Below are 15,838 nucleotides of genomic sequence, written 5' to 3'. Positions count from 1 at the left end.
AAGGAGGCCTTCACGGCTTTGGACTGAGGGTCAGCGGCCCTGGTTCGCGACCGCGGCCGCGGCTTCCTTGGCGGCGTCCGGGTCGAGGTACTCGCCGCCCGACTTCACCGGCTTCAGGTCGTCGGTGAGGTCGTAGCGCAGCGGGATGCCGGTCGGGATGTTCAGGCCCGCGATGTCCGCGTCCGAGATCCCGTCGAGGTGCTTGACGAGCGCGCGCAGCGAGTTGCCGTGTGCGGCGACGAGCACGGTCTTGCCCGCGCGCAGGTCCGGCACGATCGCGGACTCCCAGTACGGCAGCAGCCGCGCGACGACGTCCTTGAGGCACTCGGTCAGCGGCGCGCTGTCGCCGAGGTCCGCGTACCGCGCGTCGCCCGCCTGGCTCCACTGGTCCTTCGGGTCGATCGCCGGCGGCGGGGTGTCGTACGAGCGGCGCCAGAGCATGAACTGCTCCTCGCCGAACTCGGCCAGCGTCTGCTTCTTGTCCTTGCCCTGCAGCGCGCCGTAGTGGCGCTCGTTGAGCCGCCAGTCGCGCTTCACCGGGATCCAGTGGCGGTCCGCGGCGTCGAGGGCGATGTTCGCGGTCGAGATCGCGCGCCGCAGCAGCGAGGTGTGCACCACGTCCGGCAGCAGCGCGGCGTCGGCCAGCAGCTGCCCGCCCTTGCGGGCTTCACCCTCGCCCTGCTCCGAAAGGGGTACGTCCACCCAGCCGGTGAACAGGTTTTCCGCGTTCCACGTGCTCTGCCCGTGACGGAGCAGCACCAACGTCCCAAGTTCGGCCATGGGGCCCAGCCTGCCAGAACGGACCACGGCGCCCGCTGGTGACCTCCCAGGTCTGGGGTTTTCCCCAGCCGACCTACACAGAGTGTGTTACCCGAAAGTAACACCTTCACCCGATGACAAGTCAGCCTGCCAACAAGGCGCAAATTCAGTGCAACATGCTGCACTGCGTTATCGGTCTGCGCAAAGTTCACTCGAACGGACTAGTGTGTAGTCTTGTGATTACAGGTCGAGTTCTGACAGGTTGACTAAGTCCCGAGCGGCCGGATTCCACGCACTCCCCGGCCGGTTTCGGGCTTTGACCGCGGCTCGTCTCCCCCCTGCCGAGCCGCGGCCCGCCGGCCCCGTTGGCACCCCCCTCGTCACCGGGTCCTGATCGGCGGGAACTTCAGCGGGGCGGCTCGAGATCGCGACTCCCCCCTCCCTCGAGCCGTCCCGCCTGCCCGCTTCACACCTCGGGCGTCACGGGTTCCGGCCGCGCCGCCCGGCGACGCCGGTGCAGCCACCAGCCCGCCCACGCGAGCGGGCCGAGGATCAGCAGGAACGGCGCGATCGCGCCCAGCACCGTCAGCAGGCCGCCGCCGAAGACGAGGAACGCGTCCCAGCCACCGGCCAGGCCACCGAGGAACCCGCTGTGGTCCTCTTCGGCGGGCGGCGGCGCGGCCACGCTCCGGATGGTCATCGCGACGGTCGACATCGCGACGCTGCCCGCGAGCGAATTCCGTTGCTGTTCGAGGGATTCGAGAGTGGCTTCGCGGCTCGTGAGCTCACTTTCCACCGAAGCGATCTCCGACACCGAGGTCGCCTTCGCGAGCAACGCGCGGATCCGCTCCACCGACGCCCGCTGCGTCGCCAGCCGCGCTTCGACGTCGATGGTCTGCTCGGTGACGTCCTGGGTGTTCAGCTCCCGCTTCACCAGGCCGGTGCCCAGGTGCGAGAGCTGGTCGAGCACGCCGTCCAGCTTCTCGGCGGGCACGGCGAGGCTGAGCGTCGCCAGCCGGTCGCCGGTGCTCTCCTGCCCGGTGTACCCCCCGGCGCCCTGCGCGATCCCCCGCGCCTCCGCGACGACGTCGGTGACCTTCGTGGCGGTCAGCTCGAGCCGGGCGCTGCGCGAAAGCTTGCGATCGGCCGCCCCGGCCTGCGGCGCGGGGACCGGCTGTCCCTTGTCGGGCTGGGCTTTCCCGTTGCCCGCGGTCCCCTGCTGCGGCTGTTGCGGCACCGCCGGGGCCGGGCCGATCCCGGCGCTGTCCGCCGAGGTCGACGTGCCGCTCTCGTTCGCCGAGCAGCCGGCCAGCACGAACGCCACGCCCGCGACCGCGAGCAGGGTTCTCCATCGAGTCCGCATCCTGCGTCTCCCTCCAGTTTCGACTGGCGGTGAGACGGATGTCCGGTTCAGCCCCGTTGCACGGGCCGGGTCACGACTCGGTCAAGCCTGGTTCGTGCGGCTTCGCGGGTCCGACGAGGTGCTTGAACGCCTCGAGGTTGGCCAGGGACTCGCCGCGGGAGACGCGCCAGTCCCACTCGCGCTTGATCGACGTCGCGAAGCCGATCTCCAGCAGGGTGTTGAAGTCGCCGTCGGCGGCTTCGAGGACCTGGCCGAGCACCTTGTCGAGCTCTTCGGCGCTCAGCGTCTCCTTGCCGAACCGGCCGACCAGATAGATGTCACCGAGACTGTCCACTGTGTAGTGCACGCCGTAGAGTTTCGCGTTGCGCTGCAACAGGAAGCGGTAAACGTCCTCATGGGACTCATCCGGGCGCCGGCAGACGAACGCCTCCACGGAGAACGCGTGGTCGCCGTCGACGAGCCACGCGTTCGTCTGCAGCTTCTTGGTTCCCGGCAGCGTGACGAAGTACTTTCCCGGGCCCCGCCGGTCATACTTCAGTTCCGCGTCGTCCAAAGTGGACTTGATCAGCTCGTCGAGACTCACACCGCCACCTCCGCGCGCAGCTCCAGGGCGCGGGAGAACGCGCTGGTGGCCTGAGCATAGATGTCGAGCAGCGCGTCCGTCGTACGGCGCCAGGAGAAGTGCCGCGCGTGCAGGACGGCGTTGGCGCCGAGCTCGGCGCACCGGTCCGGGCGCAGCGCGACCGCGGCCAGCGCGTCCGCCCACTCCTCGGCGCCGTGCCCCGGCACCAGCAGCCCGGAGACGCCGTGCGGCACCGCCATCGGCAGCCCGCCGACGTCGGCGGCGACCACCGGCGTCCCGCAGGCCTGCGCCTCGAGCGCGACCAGCCCGAACGACTCGTTGTAACTGGGCACCGCGACGACGTCGGCGGCGCGGAACACCCGGGCGAGCGCCGGGCCCGGCTGCGGCGGCAGGAACCGGACCTGCGCCTCGATGCCGAGGGAGACGGCGAGCTCGCGCAGCGCCTGCGGCTGCTCCAGCCCGGTGCCGGACGGCCCGCCGACGATCAGCACGATCAGCTTCGACGCCAGTTCCGGCCGCCGGCGCAGCAGCGCCTCGGCGGCGTAGAGCAGCACGTCCGGCGCCTTCAGCGGCTGGATCCGGCCGGCGAACGCCAGCACGACGGCGTCGCCGGGCAGGCCGAGCTCGGCGCGCGCGACGTTCTTCGGGCCCGGGGTGAAGCGTTCGAGGTCGACACCCGGCGGCACGGCGTGCACCGCGTGCGGCTCGGCGCCGTAGAGGTCGATGAGCTGCCGCGCCTCGACCGGGGTGTTGGCGACCAGCCTGTCCGCCTCCGCGACGACCTGCTCCTCGCCGATCACGCGCAGCCGCGGCTCGGGCTTGTCACCCTCGGCGAGCGCGGCGTTCTTCACCTTCGCCAGGGTGTGCGCGGTGTGCACCAGCGGCACGGACCAGCGGTCGCGGGCGAGCCAGCCGACCTGGCCCGAAAGCCAGTAGTGCGAGTGGATGAGGTCGTAGTACCCGGGCTCGTGGAACGCCTCGGTGCGCAGCACGCCGGAGGTGAACGCGCACAGCTGCGCGGGCAGCTCGTCGCGGCTCAGCGGCTCGAAGGGCCCCGCCTGCACGTGCCGGACGGTCACGCCCGGCGCCAGCTCGGCCACCGGCGGCTGGTCCGACGCCGTCGCGCGGGTGAACACCTCGACCTCGACGCCGCGGCGGGCCATCTCGGTCGCCGTCTGGCTGACGTAGACGTTCATCCCGCCCGCGTCGCCGGTCCCCGGCTGCTCGAGCGGCGAAGTGTGTACGGACAACACCGCTACCCGTCGCGGCGCAGCACGGAACCCCCGGATGGAGCTGGTCACCTGGTCTCGTCTCCCGCGTTCTACGTCAGCATTCCTCGGCGAACTGCCGGAGCACCGCGTCGAACTCGTCCGCGGCCTCGGCGAAGGGCGCATGACCCCCGCCAAGGAACCAACGTCCGGTGGCCCCCGGAATCTTCCCGATCGTGTGCTTCGCCGCCGCGGAGTCGATCACGCGGTCCTGGGAACCGTGCACGACCAGGGCGGGTTTGTCGATCGCGGCCAGGACGTCGTCGCTGCCGACGTCGCGGCGGAACAACGCCGCGCGCACCGCGGGCGGCACGCCGAGAGACGCTCCGAGCAGGGCTTGGGCCTGCGTACCGGGGATCGGCCGGGTCACCATGTCGCGGCTGAACGCCGTGAGCGCCGGGACCGCGATGTCCGGATCGTCCGAAAGCATCGCGCGCATGTGCTCGCGCATCAGCGAGCCGACGCGCCCGCCCGGCCGGTCGCGGCCGATTTCGGTGATCGCGCCGACGAGCACGATCCCGCGCAGCCGTGCGGTGCCGTGCACCCGGATGTGGTCGGTCAGCACCAGGCCGCCGTACGACCAGGCGACGACGATCGCGTCGGGCCCGGCGAAGTCGAGCACCGCGGCGAGGTCGTCGGCCCAGACCACCGGGTCGTCGTACCCCGCGGCCGGGACGTCGGACGCGCCGTGCCCGCGCAGGTCCATCGCGACCAGGCGGAACCGCTCGGTCAGCGCCGGGTCGGCCAGCTGCGCGGCCCAGGCGCCGGACGACTGCGCCCAGCCGTGCACGAACACGATCGGCCTGCTGTTGCCGGCCCCCTCGACCCGCAGGCCGAGCCGCGTCCCGCCGTGTCCGACGACCTCGGTGCGCACGGGTTACTTCGCGCCCAGCGCCTGCCAGGCCGACCAGGAGTAGTTCCAGTCCTTGACGTCCGAGGCCATCGGCGCGCCCAGCTTGGAGCCGGTGATCTCGACCGGGTCGCCGACCAGCGCGGAGTCGAAGTAGTCCTTGGCGTCGGCCTCGAGCAGGTTGACGCAGCCGTGGGAGTTGTTGGTCTTCCCGATGTTGGCCGCGTTGTCCTGGTTCTCGTGGATGTACTCGCCGTGGTTGGAGAACCGGCAGGCCCACTTCTTGTTGACGTTCGTGTAGCCGTAGCGGGCGTTGTCGAAGACCGCCGTCGGCTCCTTGCTCATCACGATGTAGGTGCCGTTCGGGGTGTTGCGGTCGACCTCGGCGTCCAGCCCGTTCGCGCACGGGTAGCTCTTGACCTGCGAGCCGCCGCGGTAGACGTGCATCTGGTGCTCCGGGGTGTTGACCTTGACCACCTGGTTGCGGCCGATCTTGAACTTCGTCGTGACGTCGGCCTTGCCGTACGCGCCGCCGCCCAGCTCGACGCCGTACAGCTTCGCCTCGACGTTCACCGTGATGTTCTGCGGCCAGTACTCCTTCGGCCGGTAGTCGACCTGGCTGTCGGACAGCCAGCCCCAGGCGCCCTCGACGTTCTTGTCCGTCTTCACGGACAGCGCCTTCTCGACGGCCGCGCGGTCCTTGACCGGCGACGCGAACTTGACGCTGATCGGCATGGCCACGCCGACCTGGGCGTTGTCGGCCGGGTTGAGCGTGGCGCGGACCTGCTTGGCCGGGCTGACCGTGGTGAAGGTGCCGGTGAACTCGACCGGCTTGCCGTCGCTGCCGGTGGCCTTGGCCGCGTAGGTGTACTTCTTGCCGTAACCGAGCGGCTCGGAGCTGGTCCAGGTGAGCCCGTCGGGCGAGGTGTCGCCCTTGACGTCCTTGCCGCCGTCGGCGGTGACCTTGCACTCGGTGAGCTTGCCGTCGGCGACCTTGATCACGACGGGCTTGAGGACCGGGGCGTCCTTGACGTTCGCGGCCGGCTCGGCCGTGATCTTCGCCACGGGCTGCGCGCCGCCGCCCTCGCCGTCGGCGTTCGCGGCCCCGGTGGGCAGCGCGGTGCCGTCGTTCGTGCCCGAACACGCCGCGACGACCACAGCGGCCCCCGCCGCGAGAGCCGCCTTGAAGACCAAGCGCCGTTCGATCACGAATTCCTCCTGTGTCATGCGGGGGCGTGCCCCCGCGCCCCACCCGTGGGGGCTCCGCCCCCCGGACCCCCCGGAGCTGTAGTCCCACCGACCAGCGGCTCAACGCACCCTTAGCGCTGGTGACCCGCCTGACGTTACCTGCCGAAAGGTAAAGACCAACCGATCAGGTGGACGCCACCGTTGTCGACAAAGACGTCTGATACACGTCCAGGTTGCCCGTTTCGGCTCAAATGACGCAGTTGATCAAGAGCGGTTCGGGCCGCAGGCGGACGCCGAAGCGCTCGTGGACGCCGTCGCGGACCTCGCGGGCCAGCGTGAGCAGGTCTTCCGTCGTCGCGTCGCCGCGGTTGGTCAGCGCGAGCGTGTGCTTGGTCGAGAGCGAGACGCGGTTCCCCGGCCCGGGGTACCCCTTGCCGAAGCCGGCGCGCTCGATCAGCCAGGCCGCGGACAGCTTGACGCCACCGTCGGCCGGGTACTGCGGGGCGCTGCCCTCGACGCTCTCCGCGATGCGGGCCAGCACCGCCTCGGCGTCGGCCGCCGGGACGATCGGGTTGGTGAAGAACGAGCCCGCGCTCCACGTGTCGTGGTCCGCCGGGTCGAGCACCATGCCCTTGCCGCGACGCAGCCCGAGGACGGCTTCGCGCGCGTCGGCGGCCGGGACGCGCGCGCCGATCTCGACGCCGAGTGTGCGCGCGAGCTCGGCGTAGCGGACCGGCGCGGAAAGGCCGTCTTCGCGGACCTCGAAGCGGACCGAGAGGACGACGCCGGTGTCGGTGCCCTTGAGGATGCTGGTGCGGTAGGCGAAGCCGAGCTCGTCGGCCTTGAGCGTGCGCACTTCGCGCGTCACGCGGTCGTACAGCTCCAGCGAGACGATCGACTCGGCGACCTCGCAGCCGTACGCGCCGACGTTCTGGATCGGCGTCGCGCCGACGCTGCCGGGGATGCCGGAGAGGCATTCGAGCCCGCCCAGGCCCGCCTCGACCAGACCGGCGACGAAGGCGTCCCAGTTCTGCCCGGCCTCGACCTCGACGATCGTGCCGTCACGCCGCCAGCCGGTGTTCGCCACCTCGACGACCACGCCGTCGAACCCCGCGTCGCCGACCACCAGGTTGGAGCCGCCGCCGAGCAGCAGCACCGGCTCGCCCGCCGCGTCGGCCTCGCGGACCGCCGCGACGAGATCTTCGCTGGTCGCGGCGCTGACGAACCGGCGAGCCGGGCCGCCGAGGCGCAGCGTGGTGTACGCGGAGAGGGCCGGGAGTGCGGGAGTACGGGCGGAGTTCACGCGCCTGACGGTACTGTCCGGCTCATGGGATCCCGGATCGAGCACCGTGCCGACTTCGCCGCCGACGTCGCGTCCGCGTACGCCGCCGTGGCCGGTGAGGACGCGCTGCGGGCGCGCCTGGAGGAGCTCGGCGGGCACGCCGCGGCGCTGCTGTCCTACGAGGTCTCCGAGAAGGGCCTGCGCTACCAGCTGCGGCAGGGCATCAGCGCGGACAAGCTGCCGCAGGCCGTCCGGACGCTCCACAAAGGCGACCTGATGGTGACGCGCACGCAGATCTGGCAGCCGTCCGGCGCGGAGTACCAGGGCAAGGCGTCGGTCGAGGTCGGCGGCGTCCCGGGCGAGATCAACGCGCGGACCGCGCTGCTGGCCGACGGCGGCAAGACGGTGCTGCGGACGAGCGGCGAGGTGATCGTGCGGATCCCGCTGTTCGGCGCGAAGCTGGAGAGCGTGATCGCCGAACAAGTCACCAAACTGCTGGACCGCGAAGCCGAATTCTCCGCGAAGTGGCTGGCCGACGCCGCCTGAGCCCGGTCGGCGCGCCGACCAGAGGAACGACCAACCCCAACCGCCTGCGCCGGGTCGACCGGTGGATCGCCACCGCGCCCCCGACGACCCGCTTGCTGCGCGCGGCCGGCTCGCCCCTGGTCGTCGACCTCGGGTACGGCGCGTCCCCGGTGACCACCGTGGAGCTGGCCCGCTGGCTGCGCCGGGTCCGCCCCGACGTCCGGGTGCTGGGCCTGGAGCTGGACGCCGACCGGGTCGCTTTCGCGCAGTCCGCGGCGTCGCCGCCCTGGCTTTCGTTCCAGCGCGGCGGGTTCGAGCTGGCCGGCACGCGCCCGGTGCTCGTCCGGGCGTTCAACGTGCTGCGCCAGTACGCGGAGCACGAGGTCGCGGGCGCGTGGCAGCTGATGCTGGAGTCGATGCCCCCTGAAGGACTCTTGGTCGAAGGCACGTGCGACGAGATCGGCCGCCTCTCGACGTGGGTCCTGGTGTCCCGCGACGGCCCGGTCTCGCTGACGCTGTCGGTCCGGCTCGCGGGCCTGGACCGGCCGTCGACGGTGGCCGAGCGGCTGCCGAAGGCGCTGATCCACCGGAACGTCCCCGGCGAGCGCGTCCACGAGCTGCTGGCCACACTGGACGCCTGCTGGGCGGCCGCGGCCCCGCACCAGGCGTTCGGCGCCCGCTCCCGCTGGCTGGAGACGGTGCGGCTGCTGGGTTCCCGCGGCTGGCCGGTGCTGGGCCCGCCGGGGCGCATCCGGCTCGGCGAGCTGACCGTGCCGTGGGCCGCCGTCGCCCCGGTCGCCCCGTAGATCCGCTGTTCACCGGCCGCACCCCGCTGCGTCACCCGTAGGTGACCTGCGGTGATCACCATGAAGCCGTGGAACTCCTGGGGCACGTCACCGAGCTGCTGCGCGGCGCGCTGGGCTCGCCGTGGCTGTGGGTGCTCGTCTTCGCGGTGTCCGGGTTGGACGCGCTGCTGCCGTTCATGCCGAGCGAGACGACCGTCGTCACCGTCGCCGTCCTGTTCGGGCCGGATCCGGCGCAGCTGGCGCTGCTCGCCGCGGTCGCCGCCGGCGGGGCGTGGACGGGCGACTGCCTCGGGTACGCCGTCGGGCGCACCGCCGGGCCGCGGGCGCTCGCGCTGCTGCGGCGCGGGCCGGCCGGGCCGCGCCGGTACGAGTGGGCGCGGGATCAGGTGCGCCACCACGGCGGCCTGCTGATCATCGCGGCCCGCTACCTGCCCGGCGGCCGCGTCGCCAGCGCGCTCGCGAACGGCAGCCTCGGCTACCCGCTCCCCCGGTTCGTGCTGGTGGACGCGGCGGGCGCGGCGATCTGGGCGGTCTACAGCGTCCTGATCGGCCTCGCCGGCGGGGCCGCGTTCGCCGGCGAACCGGTGAAGGGCCTGCTGCTGTCCTTCGGCCTCGGGCTCGCGCTGGTGCTCGCGATCGAAGGCGGGCGGCGGCTACGGTCGGCGCATGCGGGAAGCGATCGACATCCACGCGGACGCGCTGAAACGAGCGGCACTGGAAGCCGGGCCGACGGCGCCGGTCCGGAACTGTCCGAAGTGGACTGTTCATGACCTGGTGGCGCACATCGGTTTCGTGCACGACCTCGCCGTGAGCCTGGCCGTGAACCGGCCGGTGAAACCGGTGCCACCTTCGGGGTGGGACGACCTGCTCGGCAGTGACACGGCTCGGCGCCAACGGTCACCGCCTCGCGATGCGCGAAGCCCTGGCGCGGAACCCCGGCACCCCGTGGGGCCGCCGGATGGCCCACGAAACGGCGATCCACCGCCTCGACGCCGAATCAGCCCTCGAAGACGTTCCGAAGACGCGCTTCTCCCCCGAGTTCGCGAACGACGGCATCGACGAGTTCCTGACCTTCCTCGTCCCGCAGCGTGGTCTCACCATCGGCGTGCGGATCACGATGCCGGAACGGACGTGGACCGCCGGCACGCCGGAGACCGAGGTGGCGGGTGCCGCCGACGACGTCTACCGGGCGCTGTACGGCCGCCCGAACAACGCCTCGGTCACCGGGGACCGGCTCCCCGCCGTCTGACCAGCGCCAGGGACAATATCCGGCGTGACCGCTCCCGAACGCCGCTACGTCATCACCTTCGGCTGCCCCGACCGCACCGGCATCATCGCCCGGATCTCCGGGTTCCTCGCCGAGCACGGCGGCTGGATCGTCGAAGCGGCCTACCACACCGATCCGGACACCGGCTGGTTCTTCACCCGCCAGGTCGTCCGCGCGGACTCGCTGCCGTTCGACGCGACCGGGCTGCGGGCCCGGTTCGCCGAAGTGGCCGCGGACCTGTCCGCGGAGTCGAGCTGGCAGGTCAGCGACACCGGTGAGCGCCGCCGCGCGGTGGTGCTGGTGTCGAAGGCCGGGCACTGCCTCTACGACCTGCTCGGCCGCGTCGCGTCCGGCGAGCTCGACGTCGACGTCGCCGCGGTGATCGGCAACCACGAGTCGCTCGCCGGCATCACCCGCGCGCACGGCATCCCGTTCCACCACGTGCCGTTCCCGGCCGGCGGCAAGGCCGAGGCGTTCGAGGAGGTCCGCGAGCTGGTCGACGAGCACGACCCGCACGCGGTGGTGCTGGCCCGGTTCATGCAGATCCTGCCCGCCGGCCTGTGCCGCGCGTGGGCCGGCCGGGCGATCAACATCCACCACAGCTTCCTGCCGTCGTTCGTCGGCGCGAAGCCGTACCACCAGGCGCACACGCGCGGGGTGAAGCTCGTCGGCGCGACCTGCCACTACGTCACCGCGGACCTCGACGCGGGCCCGATCATCGACCAGGACGTGATCCGCGTGGACCACGGCGACTCGGTCGAGGACATGGTCCGCAAGGGCCGCGACATCGAGAAGGTCACCCTGGCCCGCGGCCTGCGCTGGCACCTGGAGAACCGGGTCCTGGTGCACGGCAACCGCACCGTGGTGTTCTGACGCGGTTGCCGTGCGGCGTCCTCACGCCTCGATGGTCGAGGTGTCGATGACGAACCGGTAGCGCACGTCGGAGTTCTCGACGCGCTCGTAGGCCTCGTTGACCTTGCCGGCCGGGATGACCTCGATCTCGGCGCCGATGTGGTGCTCGGCGCAGAAGTCGAGCATCTCCTGGGTCTCGGCGATGCCGCCGATCATCGACCCGGCCAGCACCTTGTTGCCGCCCAGCAGCGAGAAGGCGTTGTAGTTCAGCGGCTCGCCGGGCGCGCCGACGTTGACCATCGCGCCGCCGACTTTGAGCAGGCCGAGGTAGGCGTCGATCGGCAGCTTGGCCGACACGGTGTTGAGGATGACGTCGAACTTGCCCTTGAGGACGTCGAACGTCGCCTCGTCACTGGTCGCGTAGTAGTCGGTCGCGCCGAGCTTGAGCCCGTCCTCCTGCTTCTTGAGGCTCTGGCTCAGCACCGTCACCTCGGCGCCCATCGCGGCGGCGATCTTGACACCCATGTGCCCGAGCCCGCCGAGGCCGATCACGGCGACCTTCTTGCCGGGGCCGGCGCCCCAGTGGCGCAGCGGCGAGTAGGTGGTGATGCCCGCGCACAGCAGCGGCGCGGCGACGTCGAGGTCGATGCCTTCCGGGATGCCGCAGACGAAGGCGTCCTTCACGACGATCTGCTGGCTGTAGCCGCCGTAGGTGTTCTCGCCGTCGAAGCCGACGCCGTTGTACGTCTGGACGTTGCCCTTGACGCAGAACTGCTCGGTGCCGGCCCGGCAGTACTCGCACTCGCCGCAGGAGTCGACCATGCAGCCGACGCCGACGCGGTCGCCGACCTGGTACTTGGTGACGTCCGGGCCGACCGCGGCGACCACGCCCGCGATCTCGTGGCCCGGGACCATCGGGAAGATCGCCTGGCCCCAGTCTTCCTTCGCCTGGTGGAGGTCGCTGTGGCAGATGCCGGCGAAGGCGATGTCGATCAGCACGTCGTTCGGACGCAGGTCACGGCGTTCGATCGTGGTCGGCGCGAGCGGCGCGCCCGGCGCCGGTGCGGCGATCGCGTGCGTGGTCGTGCTCATGAAACCCTCCAAAAGAAGTACCGTGTGAACGAGAGCCTCCGTAAGAGGCCTCTTACATGGACCTACGTAAGAGGGCTCTTACATATTCCGACCGGAAGATGTGAGCCACGTCATGGGCGGCAAGTACCACCACGGTGACCTGCGGGGCGAGCTCGTGCGCGTCTCCCTGGACCTGATCGCCGAGCAGGGCCTGGCCGGGTTCTCGGTGGCCCAGGTGGCGAAGCGCGCGCAGGTCAGCCCCGGCGCGCCGTACCGCCACTTCGCGACGCGGGAGAGCCTGCTGGCCGAAGTCGCGTGCCACGTCGCCTGCCAGCTCGCCGAGCGCGTCACCGCGGCGGCCGCCGCCCACGACGACCCGGTGGCCGCCCTGGCCGCAGCGGCCGGCGCCTACACGCGCTACCTGATCGAGCGGCGGGCCGGGATGAACGTCATCTACGCCGACGGCCTCCAGGGCCCGGACCACGCGGAGCTGCACGAGCAGACCCGGCGGCTGACCGACCAGTTCCTGATGCTGTGCCTGACGGTCGCCCCCGACCCGGGCACGGCGCTGGAGCTGATGGAGCAGCTGTTCACCCAGGCCCACGGCTACGGCACGTTCCAGCTCGACGGCATCTTCGTGAAGCACGGGTACTCGGTGGACCAGGTCGTGGCGAAGTCCACCGAAGCGGCTCGGATCGCGATCGCGGGCCGGACTCTCGGCTAGCTTGGGGTGATGGGGAGCATCATCGACAGCCACGAGGCCCTGCGGGAGCTGGTCGGCGAGTCGTCGCCGACGACCCGGCAGAAGGTCCTCGACCACATCGACGACCACGCGCGCACCCTGATCGCGCATTCGCCGTTCGTCCTGCTGGCGACGTCGGCACCGGACGGCAGCTGCGACGTCTCACCCCGCGGCGACCCGGCGGGTTCGGTGCTGGTGCTCGACGACCGGACGCTGGTGCTCGCGGACCGGCCCGGCAACAAGCTCGTCGACAGCTTCCGCAACATCGTCGACAACCCGCACGCGGGCCTGTTGTTCCTGGTGCCGGGCATGAACGAGACGCTGCGCGTCAACGGCCGGGCGACGCTGGTGTCGGACGCGCCGTACTTCGACGACCTGGTGGTCAAGGGCAAGCGCCCGCGGCTCGCGGTGGTCGTCGAGGTCGAAGAGCTGTTCATGCACTGCGCGAAGGCGTTCCTGCGGTCTTCGCTGTGGAAGCCGGAGACCTGGCCGGAGCGTTCGACGCTGCCGTCCCTGGGCACGATCCTGCGCGACCAGCTGTCCTTGCCGGTTTCGGTGGAAGAGCTGGACGCGAGACTCAACGAAGGGTCCCGGACCAAGCAATACTGAAGCCATGCTGTGCGTCTTCGACGTCAACGAGACCCTGCTCGACCTCGCCGCGCTCGACGAGACCATCGGGAGCCCCGAACTCCGGCGCGAGTGGTTCGGGCTGGCCATCCACACGGTGCTGACTGTGACCGCGTCAGGCGGCTACCGCGACTTCGCGGGCATCGCCGGCCAGGCCGCCGTCGAGGTCGCCGCCCGGCACGGCCGCGAGCTGACGCCCGGCCGGCTCACCGCGATCGGCGAAGGCCTGCGTTCGCTCCCGGCCCACCCGGACGTCGCCGAGGGCCTGACGAAGCTGCGCGAAGCGGGCCACGACGTCGTCGCGCTGACGAACTCCCCGCTCGCCACGGCCGAGGCGCAGCTGCAGAACTCCGGGCTGGCGCCGCTGCTCGACCGGATCTTCTCGGCCGAGCAGGCGGGCCGCCTCAAGCCGGCACCGGAGCCGTACCGGCAGGTCCTTGACGCGTATTCACTTCAGCCGCGCGACGCGGTGATGGTCGCCGCGCACGACTGGGACATCGCGGGCGCGCAGGCCGCGGGCCTGCGGACGGCGTTGCTCACCCGCCCCGGCGTCCGCCCGCTGCCCGGCTCGCCCGCGCCCACCTACACGGCGTCGACCCTGCCGGAACTGGCCGCGCTGCTGGGTTAGCTGCGCCGACCCCGGCCGGCCGGGGTCGAACCGCAACCGGTTACTCCGCGATCCGGACCAGCATCTTGCCGGTGTTGGCCCCGGACAGCAGACCCAGGAACGCCTCCGGCGCGTTGCGGATGCCGTCGACGAAGGTCTCCGAGTACTTGATCTGCCCGGACGTCACCAACGGCGCGATCTCGCTGACGAACTGCTGCTGCAGGCCCCAGTGGTCGATCACCAGCAGGCCGCGGATGGTGAGCCGCTTGGCGATGATCTGCGAGAGGTTGCGCGGTGCCGGCGTCGGCTCGGTGGCGTTGTACTGCGAGATCATCCCGCAGACGGCGATCCGGCCGTGCAGCGTGATGGCGTCGATCGCGGCTTCGAGGTGCTCGCCGCCGACGTTGTCGAAGTAGACGTCGATGCCCTCCGGCGCGGCCTGGTGCAGCTGCTCCACGACCGGGCCGTCCTTGTAGTTGAAGGCGGCGTCGAACCCGAGGTCGTCGATCAGGTGGCGGACCTTCTCCGCCGACCCGGCCGAGCCGATGACGCGCTTGGCACCCTTGAGCTTCGCGAGCTGGCCGACCAGCGAGCCGACCGCGCCGGCCGCGCCGGACACGAACACGGTGTCGCCCGGCTTGAACTCGGCGGACTCCAGCAGGCCCGCGTACGCGGTCAGGCCCGGCATGCCGAGCACACCGAGGTAGGTCGACAGCGGCGCGGCGGACGCGTCCACCTTCACGAACCGCTTCGCGTCGAGCACGGCGTGGGTGCGCCAGCCGGCCTGGTGCAGCACGTGCTCACCCGGCTTGACGTCGTCGACGTTCGATTCGACGACCTCGCCGACCGCACCGCCGTACATCACTTCGCCGACCGCGAAGGGCGGCGCGTACGACTTCACGTCGCGCATGCGGCCCCGCATCGCCGGGTCGACGCTCATGATCAGGTTGCGCACCAGGATCTGGCCCTCGCCCGGGCTCGGGATCTCCGTGTCCACGATGGCGAAGTTCTCGTCCGTGGGGACACCGTGCGGGCGGGAAGCGAGCCGGATCTCGGTCGCCTGGGCGGGTGCGTTCACCGTCGAACTCCTAAGGTCGAGACGTCAAGCGGGGCAGGCGCCCCGGATTCTCCCGGTACAACCGGCCAAACGGGGCGCACATTCCGATGGTGACCGGTCACACCCTGCTCACCGTCACACGATTTCCGCGAGCTTGCCGAGGACGCCGTCGTAGATCTTCTTGAGCCCGCCCGGCGCGAACGTCTTCTCGAAGAACCCGCCGACGCCGCCCGCGCCGTCCCAGCTCGTCTCGATCCGGACCAGGCTCTTCTCGCCGGCCTCGCTGACGGTCCAGGTGGTGACCATGCTGGAGTTCGCGTCGGTCTCGACCAGGGTGCCGGGCTTCGGCTCGCTGACGGTGGCCTTGACGTCGCGCACGCGCTTGGAGGTCGCCTGCAGCTTCCAGCCGGCCTTGGTCCCGGCGCCGACGCCGCCCTCGGTCACCTCGTAGTCGCGGTAGTGCTCGGTGAGCAGCTTCGGGCGCGTTTCGGCGTAGTCCGCGACGAGCGCGCGCACCTTGTCGGCCGGGGCGTCGATCGTCCGCTCCGCGGTGGCCGTGACCTTTCCCATCTCACTCCTTCTCCGAGGTACCGGCTCCGAGGCACCGGTTTCGCGTCGACCCTAGACCGCGAGCGCGAGCCCCAGGGCGGCGGCGTTCACCGCGAGAAAGCCGTTCGCCAGGCCGAACTGAGCGGAGTAGTCGTGCACCCGGACGTGCGTGTAGAGCGCGCAGACGAAGAACAGCACCAGCCCGGCCGCCGCGGCCACCCCGGCAGGCGGCCACACCACCACCCCCGCCAGCAGACCGAGCGCGCCGGCCGTCTTGAGCGTGCCGATGGGAAAGGTCAGCCACGACTCCGGCACCCCGGCGGCGGTCATGCCCGGCAGGATCGGCTTGAAGTGCACCAGGGCCGCGACACCGGAGAAGCCGTTGAGCGCCACGGCGACCAGCGAGACGACCAGGAACGCAGTGGTCATCGAACTCCCTTCA

19 protein-coding genes are annotated in these 15,838 nt (G+C 71.2%); 8 read left to right on the top strand and 11 right to left on the bottom strand.

The features are described from left to right. Positions 1-30: 30 nt before the first annotated feature. From OG439_RS41130 to OG439_RS41100, 7 genes are all read right to left on the bottom strand, one after another. Positions 31-780: a phosphoglyceromutase gene (locus tag OG439_RS41130; RefSeq protein WP_326945870.1), complete on the bottom strand. Its 750-nt coding sequence runs from the start codon at positions 778-780 to the stop codon at positions 31-33. 445 nt (positions 781-1,225) lie between these two features. Next, positions 1,226-2,122 carry a DUF4349 domain-containing protein gene (locus OG439_RS41125; protein ID WP_326945869.1) on the bottom strand — a complete coding sequence of 299 codons (897 nt, stop codon included), beginning with the start codon at positions 2,120-2,122 and terminating at the stop codon, positions 1,226-1,228. A gap of 70 nt (positions 2,123-2,192) precedes the next feature. After that, complete coding sequence (locus OG439_RS41120) at positions 2,193-2,705, bottom strand: YbjN domain-containing protein (RefSeq protein WP_326945868.1); 513 nt, start codon at positions 2,703-2,705, stop codon at positions 2,193-2,195. Further along, positions 2,702-4,006 carry a D-inositol-3-phosphate glycosyltransferase gene (gene mshA / locus OG439_RS41115; RefSeq protein ID WP_326945867.1) on the bottom strand — a complete coding sequence of 435 codons (1,305 nt, stop codon included), beginning with the start codon at positions 4,004-4,006 and terminating at the stop codon, positions 2,702-2,704. The genes OG439_RS41120 and mshA overlap by 4 nt, the downstream gene beginning before the upstream one ends. Before the next feature lie 25 nt (positions 4,007-4,031). Further along, positions 4,032-4,847, bottom strand: a complete 816-nt coding sequence (locus OG439_RS41110) for an alpha/beta fold hydrolase (RefSeq protein ID WP_326945866.1) — start codon at positions 4,845-4,847, stop codon at positions 4,032-4,034. 3 nt (positions 4,848-4,850) lie between these two features. Beyond that, entirely contained in the window at positions 4,851-6,032 is a 1,182-nt protein-coding gene (locus OG439_RS41105; RefSeq protein WP_326945865.1) for a L,D-transpeptidase, read from the bottom strand. A gap of 226 nt (positions 6,033-6,258) precedes the next feature. Continuing rightward, positions 6,259-7,314 carry a UDP-N-acetylmuramate dehydrogenase gene (locus OG439_RS41100; RefSeq protein WP_326945864.1) on the bottom strand — a complete coding sequence of 352 codons (1,056 nt, stop codon included), beginning with the start codon at positions 7,312-7,314 and terminating at the stop codon, positions 6,259-6,261. Between the two features lie 24 nt (positions 7,315-7,338). On the opposite strand from OG439_RS41100, the gene OG439_RS41095 reads away from it, so the two are divergent. From OG439_RS41095 to purU, 5 genes are all read left to right on the top strand, one after another. Beyond that, entirely contained in the window at positions 7,339-7,839 is a 501-nt protein-coding gene (locus OG439_RS41095) for a DUF2505 domain-containing protein (RefSeq protein WP_326945863.1), read from the top strand. Then, a complete protein-coding gene (locus OG439_RS41090; RefSeq protein WP_326945862.1) occupies positions 7,818-8,624 on the top strand; it encodes a class I SAM-dependent methyltransferase in 807 nt (268 codons plus the stop codon). The genes OG439_RS41095 and OG439_RS41090 overlap by 22 nt, the downstream gene beginning before the upstream one ends. A 68-nt stretch (positions 8,625-8,692) precedes the next feature. Beyond that, positions 8,693-9,394 (top strand): DedA family protein, encoded by a 702-nt coding sequence (locus OG439_RS41085; protein WP_326945861.1) that lies wholly within the window; start codon positions 8,693-8,695, stop codon positions 9,392-9,394. A 140-nt stretch (positions 9,395-9,534) separates the two neighbouring features. Further along, positions 9,535-9,873, top strand: a complete 339-nt coding sequence (locus OG439_RS41080; protein ID WP_326945860.1) for a hypothetical protein — start codon at positions 9,535-9,537, stop codon at positions 9,871-9,873. Between the two features lie 24 nt (positions 9,874-9,897). Beyond that, the gene (gene purU, locus OG439_RS41075; protein ID WP_326945859.1) at positions 9,898-10,764 is read left to right on the top strand and encodes a formyltetrahydrofolate deformylase; all 867 of its coding nucleotides are present in this window, start codon (positions 9,898-9,900) and stop codon (positions 10,762-10,764) included. Positions 10,765-10,785: 21 nt separating this feature from the next. On the opposite strand, the gene OG439_RS41070 is transcribed toward purU, so the two are convergent. Next, positions 10,786-11,835: an NAD(P)-dependent alcohol dehydrogenase gene (locus OG439_RS41070; RefSeq protein WP_326945858.1), complete on the bottom strand. Its 1,050-nt coding sequence runs from the start codon at positions 11,833-11,835 to the stop codon at positions 10,786-10,788. 112 nt (positions 11,836-11,947) lie between these two features. Between OG439_RS41070 and OG439_RS41065 the strand changes: the two genes are divergently transcribed. From OG439_RS41065 to OG439_RS41055, 3 genes are read left to right on the top strand one after another with little or no spacing between them, the layout of a single operon-like run. Next, positions 11,948-12,538, top strand: a complete 591-nt coding sequence (locus OG439_RS41065; RefSeq protein ID WP_326945857.1) for a TetR/AcrR family transcriptional regulator — start codon at positions 11,948-11,950, stop codon at positions 12,536-12,538. Positions 12,539-12,547: 9 nt separating this feature from the next. Further along, positions 12,548-13,165 (top strand): pyridoxamine 5'-phosphate oxidase family protein, encoded by a 618-nt coding sequence (locus OG439_RS41060; RefSeq protein ID WP_326945856.1) that lies wholly within the window; start codon positions 12,548-12,550, stop codon positions 13,163-13,165. A 4-nt stretch (positions 13,166-13,169) separates the two neighbouring features. Next, positions 13,170-13,811, top strand: a complete 642-nt coding sequence (locus OG439_RS41055; protein ID WP_326945855.1) for a haloacid dehalogenase type II — start codon at positions 13,170-13,172, stop codon at positions 13,809-13,811. A gap of 40 nt (positions 13,812-13,851) precedes the next feature. Here the strand turns inward: OG439_RS41055 and OG439_RS41050 are convergent, their stop codons facing one another. From OG439_RS41050 to OG439_RS41040, 3 genes are all read right to left on the bottom strand, one after another. Beyond that, the gene (locus OG439_RS41050; RefSeq protein ID WP_326945854.1) at positions 13,852-14,868 is read right to left on the bottom strand and encodes an NADP-dependent oxidoreductase; all 1,017 of its coding nucleotides are present in this window, start codon (positions 14,866-14,868) and stop codon (positions 13,852-13,854) included. Positions 14,869-14,982: 114 nt separating this feature from the next. Next, on the bottom strand, positions 14,983-15,417 hold the full coding sequence (locus OG439_RS41045) for an SRPBCC family protein (protein WP_247060238.1): 435 nt from the start codon (positions 15,415-15,417) through the stop codon (positions 14,983-14,985). Positions 15,418-15,468: 51 nt separating this feature from the next. Beyond that, entirely contained in the window at positions 15,469-15,825 is a 357-nt protein-coding gene (locus OG439_RS41040) for a DoxX family protein (protein ID WP_326945853.1), read from the bottom strand. Positions 15,826-15,838: the final 13 nt, after the last annotated feature.

It is taken from the genome of Amycolatopsis sp. NBC_01307, assembly GCF_035975215.1.
Lineage (GTDB): Bacteria > Actinomycetota > Actinomycetes > Mycobacteriales > Pseudonocardiaceae > Amycolatopsis.
The sequence above is the reverse complement of the archived record's forward strand: the minus strand, read 5'-3'. Positions and strand labels throughout refer to the sequence as shown.

Excerpts from the sequence above, each read along its gene's own strand:
- OG439_RS41130 (WP_326945870.1), bottom strand. The coding sequence starts at position 780 with ATGGCCGAACTTGGGACGTTGGTGCTGCTCCGTCACGGGCAGAGCACG.
- OG439_RS41125 (WP_326945869.1), bottom strand. The coding sequence starts at position 2,122 with ATGCGGACTCGATGGAGAACCCTGCTCGCGGTCGCGGGCGTGGCGTTC.
- OG439_RS41095 (WP_326945863.1), top strand. The coding sequence starts at position 7,339 with ATGGGATCCCGGATCGAGCACCGTGCCGACTTCGCCGCCGACGTCGCG.
- OG439_RS41080 (WP_326945860.1), top strand. The coding sequence starts at position 9,535 with ATGCGCGAAGCCCTGGCGCGGAACCCCGGCACCCCGTGGGGCCGCCGG.
- OG439_RS41070 (WP_326945858.1), bottom strand. The coding sequence starts at position 11,835 with ATGAGCACGACCACGCACGCGATCGCCGCACCGGCGCCGGGCGCGCCG.
- OG439_RS41065 (WP_326945857.1), top strand. The coding sequence starts at position 11,948 with ATGGGCGGCAAGTACCACCACGGTGACCTGCGGGGCGAGCTCGTGCGC.
- OG439_RS41060 (WP_326945856.1), top strand. The coding sequence starts at position 12,548 with ATGGGGAGCATCATCGACAGCCACGAGGCCCTGCGGGAGCTGGTCGGC.
- OG439_RS41055 (WP_326945855.1), top strand. The coding sequence starts at position 13,170 with ATGCTGTGCGTCTTCGACGTCAACGAGACCCTGCTCGACCTCGCCGCG.
- OG439_RS41045 (WP_247060238.1), bottom strand. The coding sequence starts at position 15,417 with ATGGGAAAGGTCACGGCCACCGCGGAGCGGACGATCGACGCCCCGGCC.
- OG439_RS41040 (WP_326945853.1), bottom strand. The coding sequence starts at position 15,825 with ATGACCACTGCGTTCCTGGTCGTCTCGCTGGTCGCCGTGGCGCTCAAC.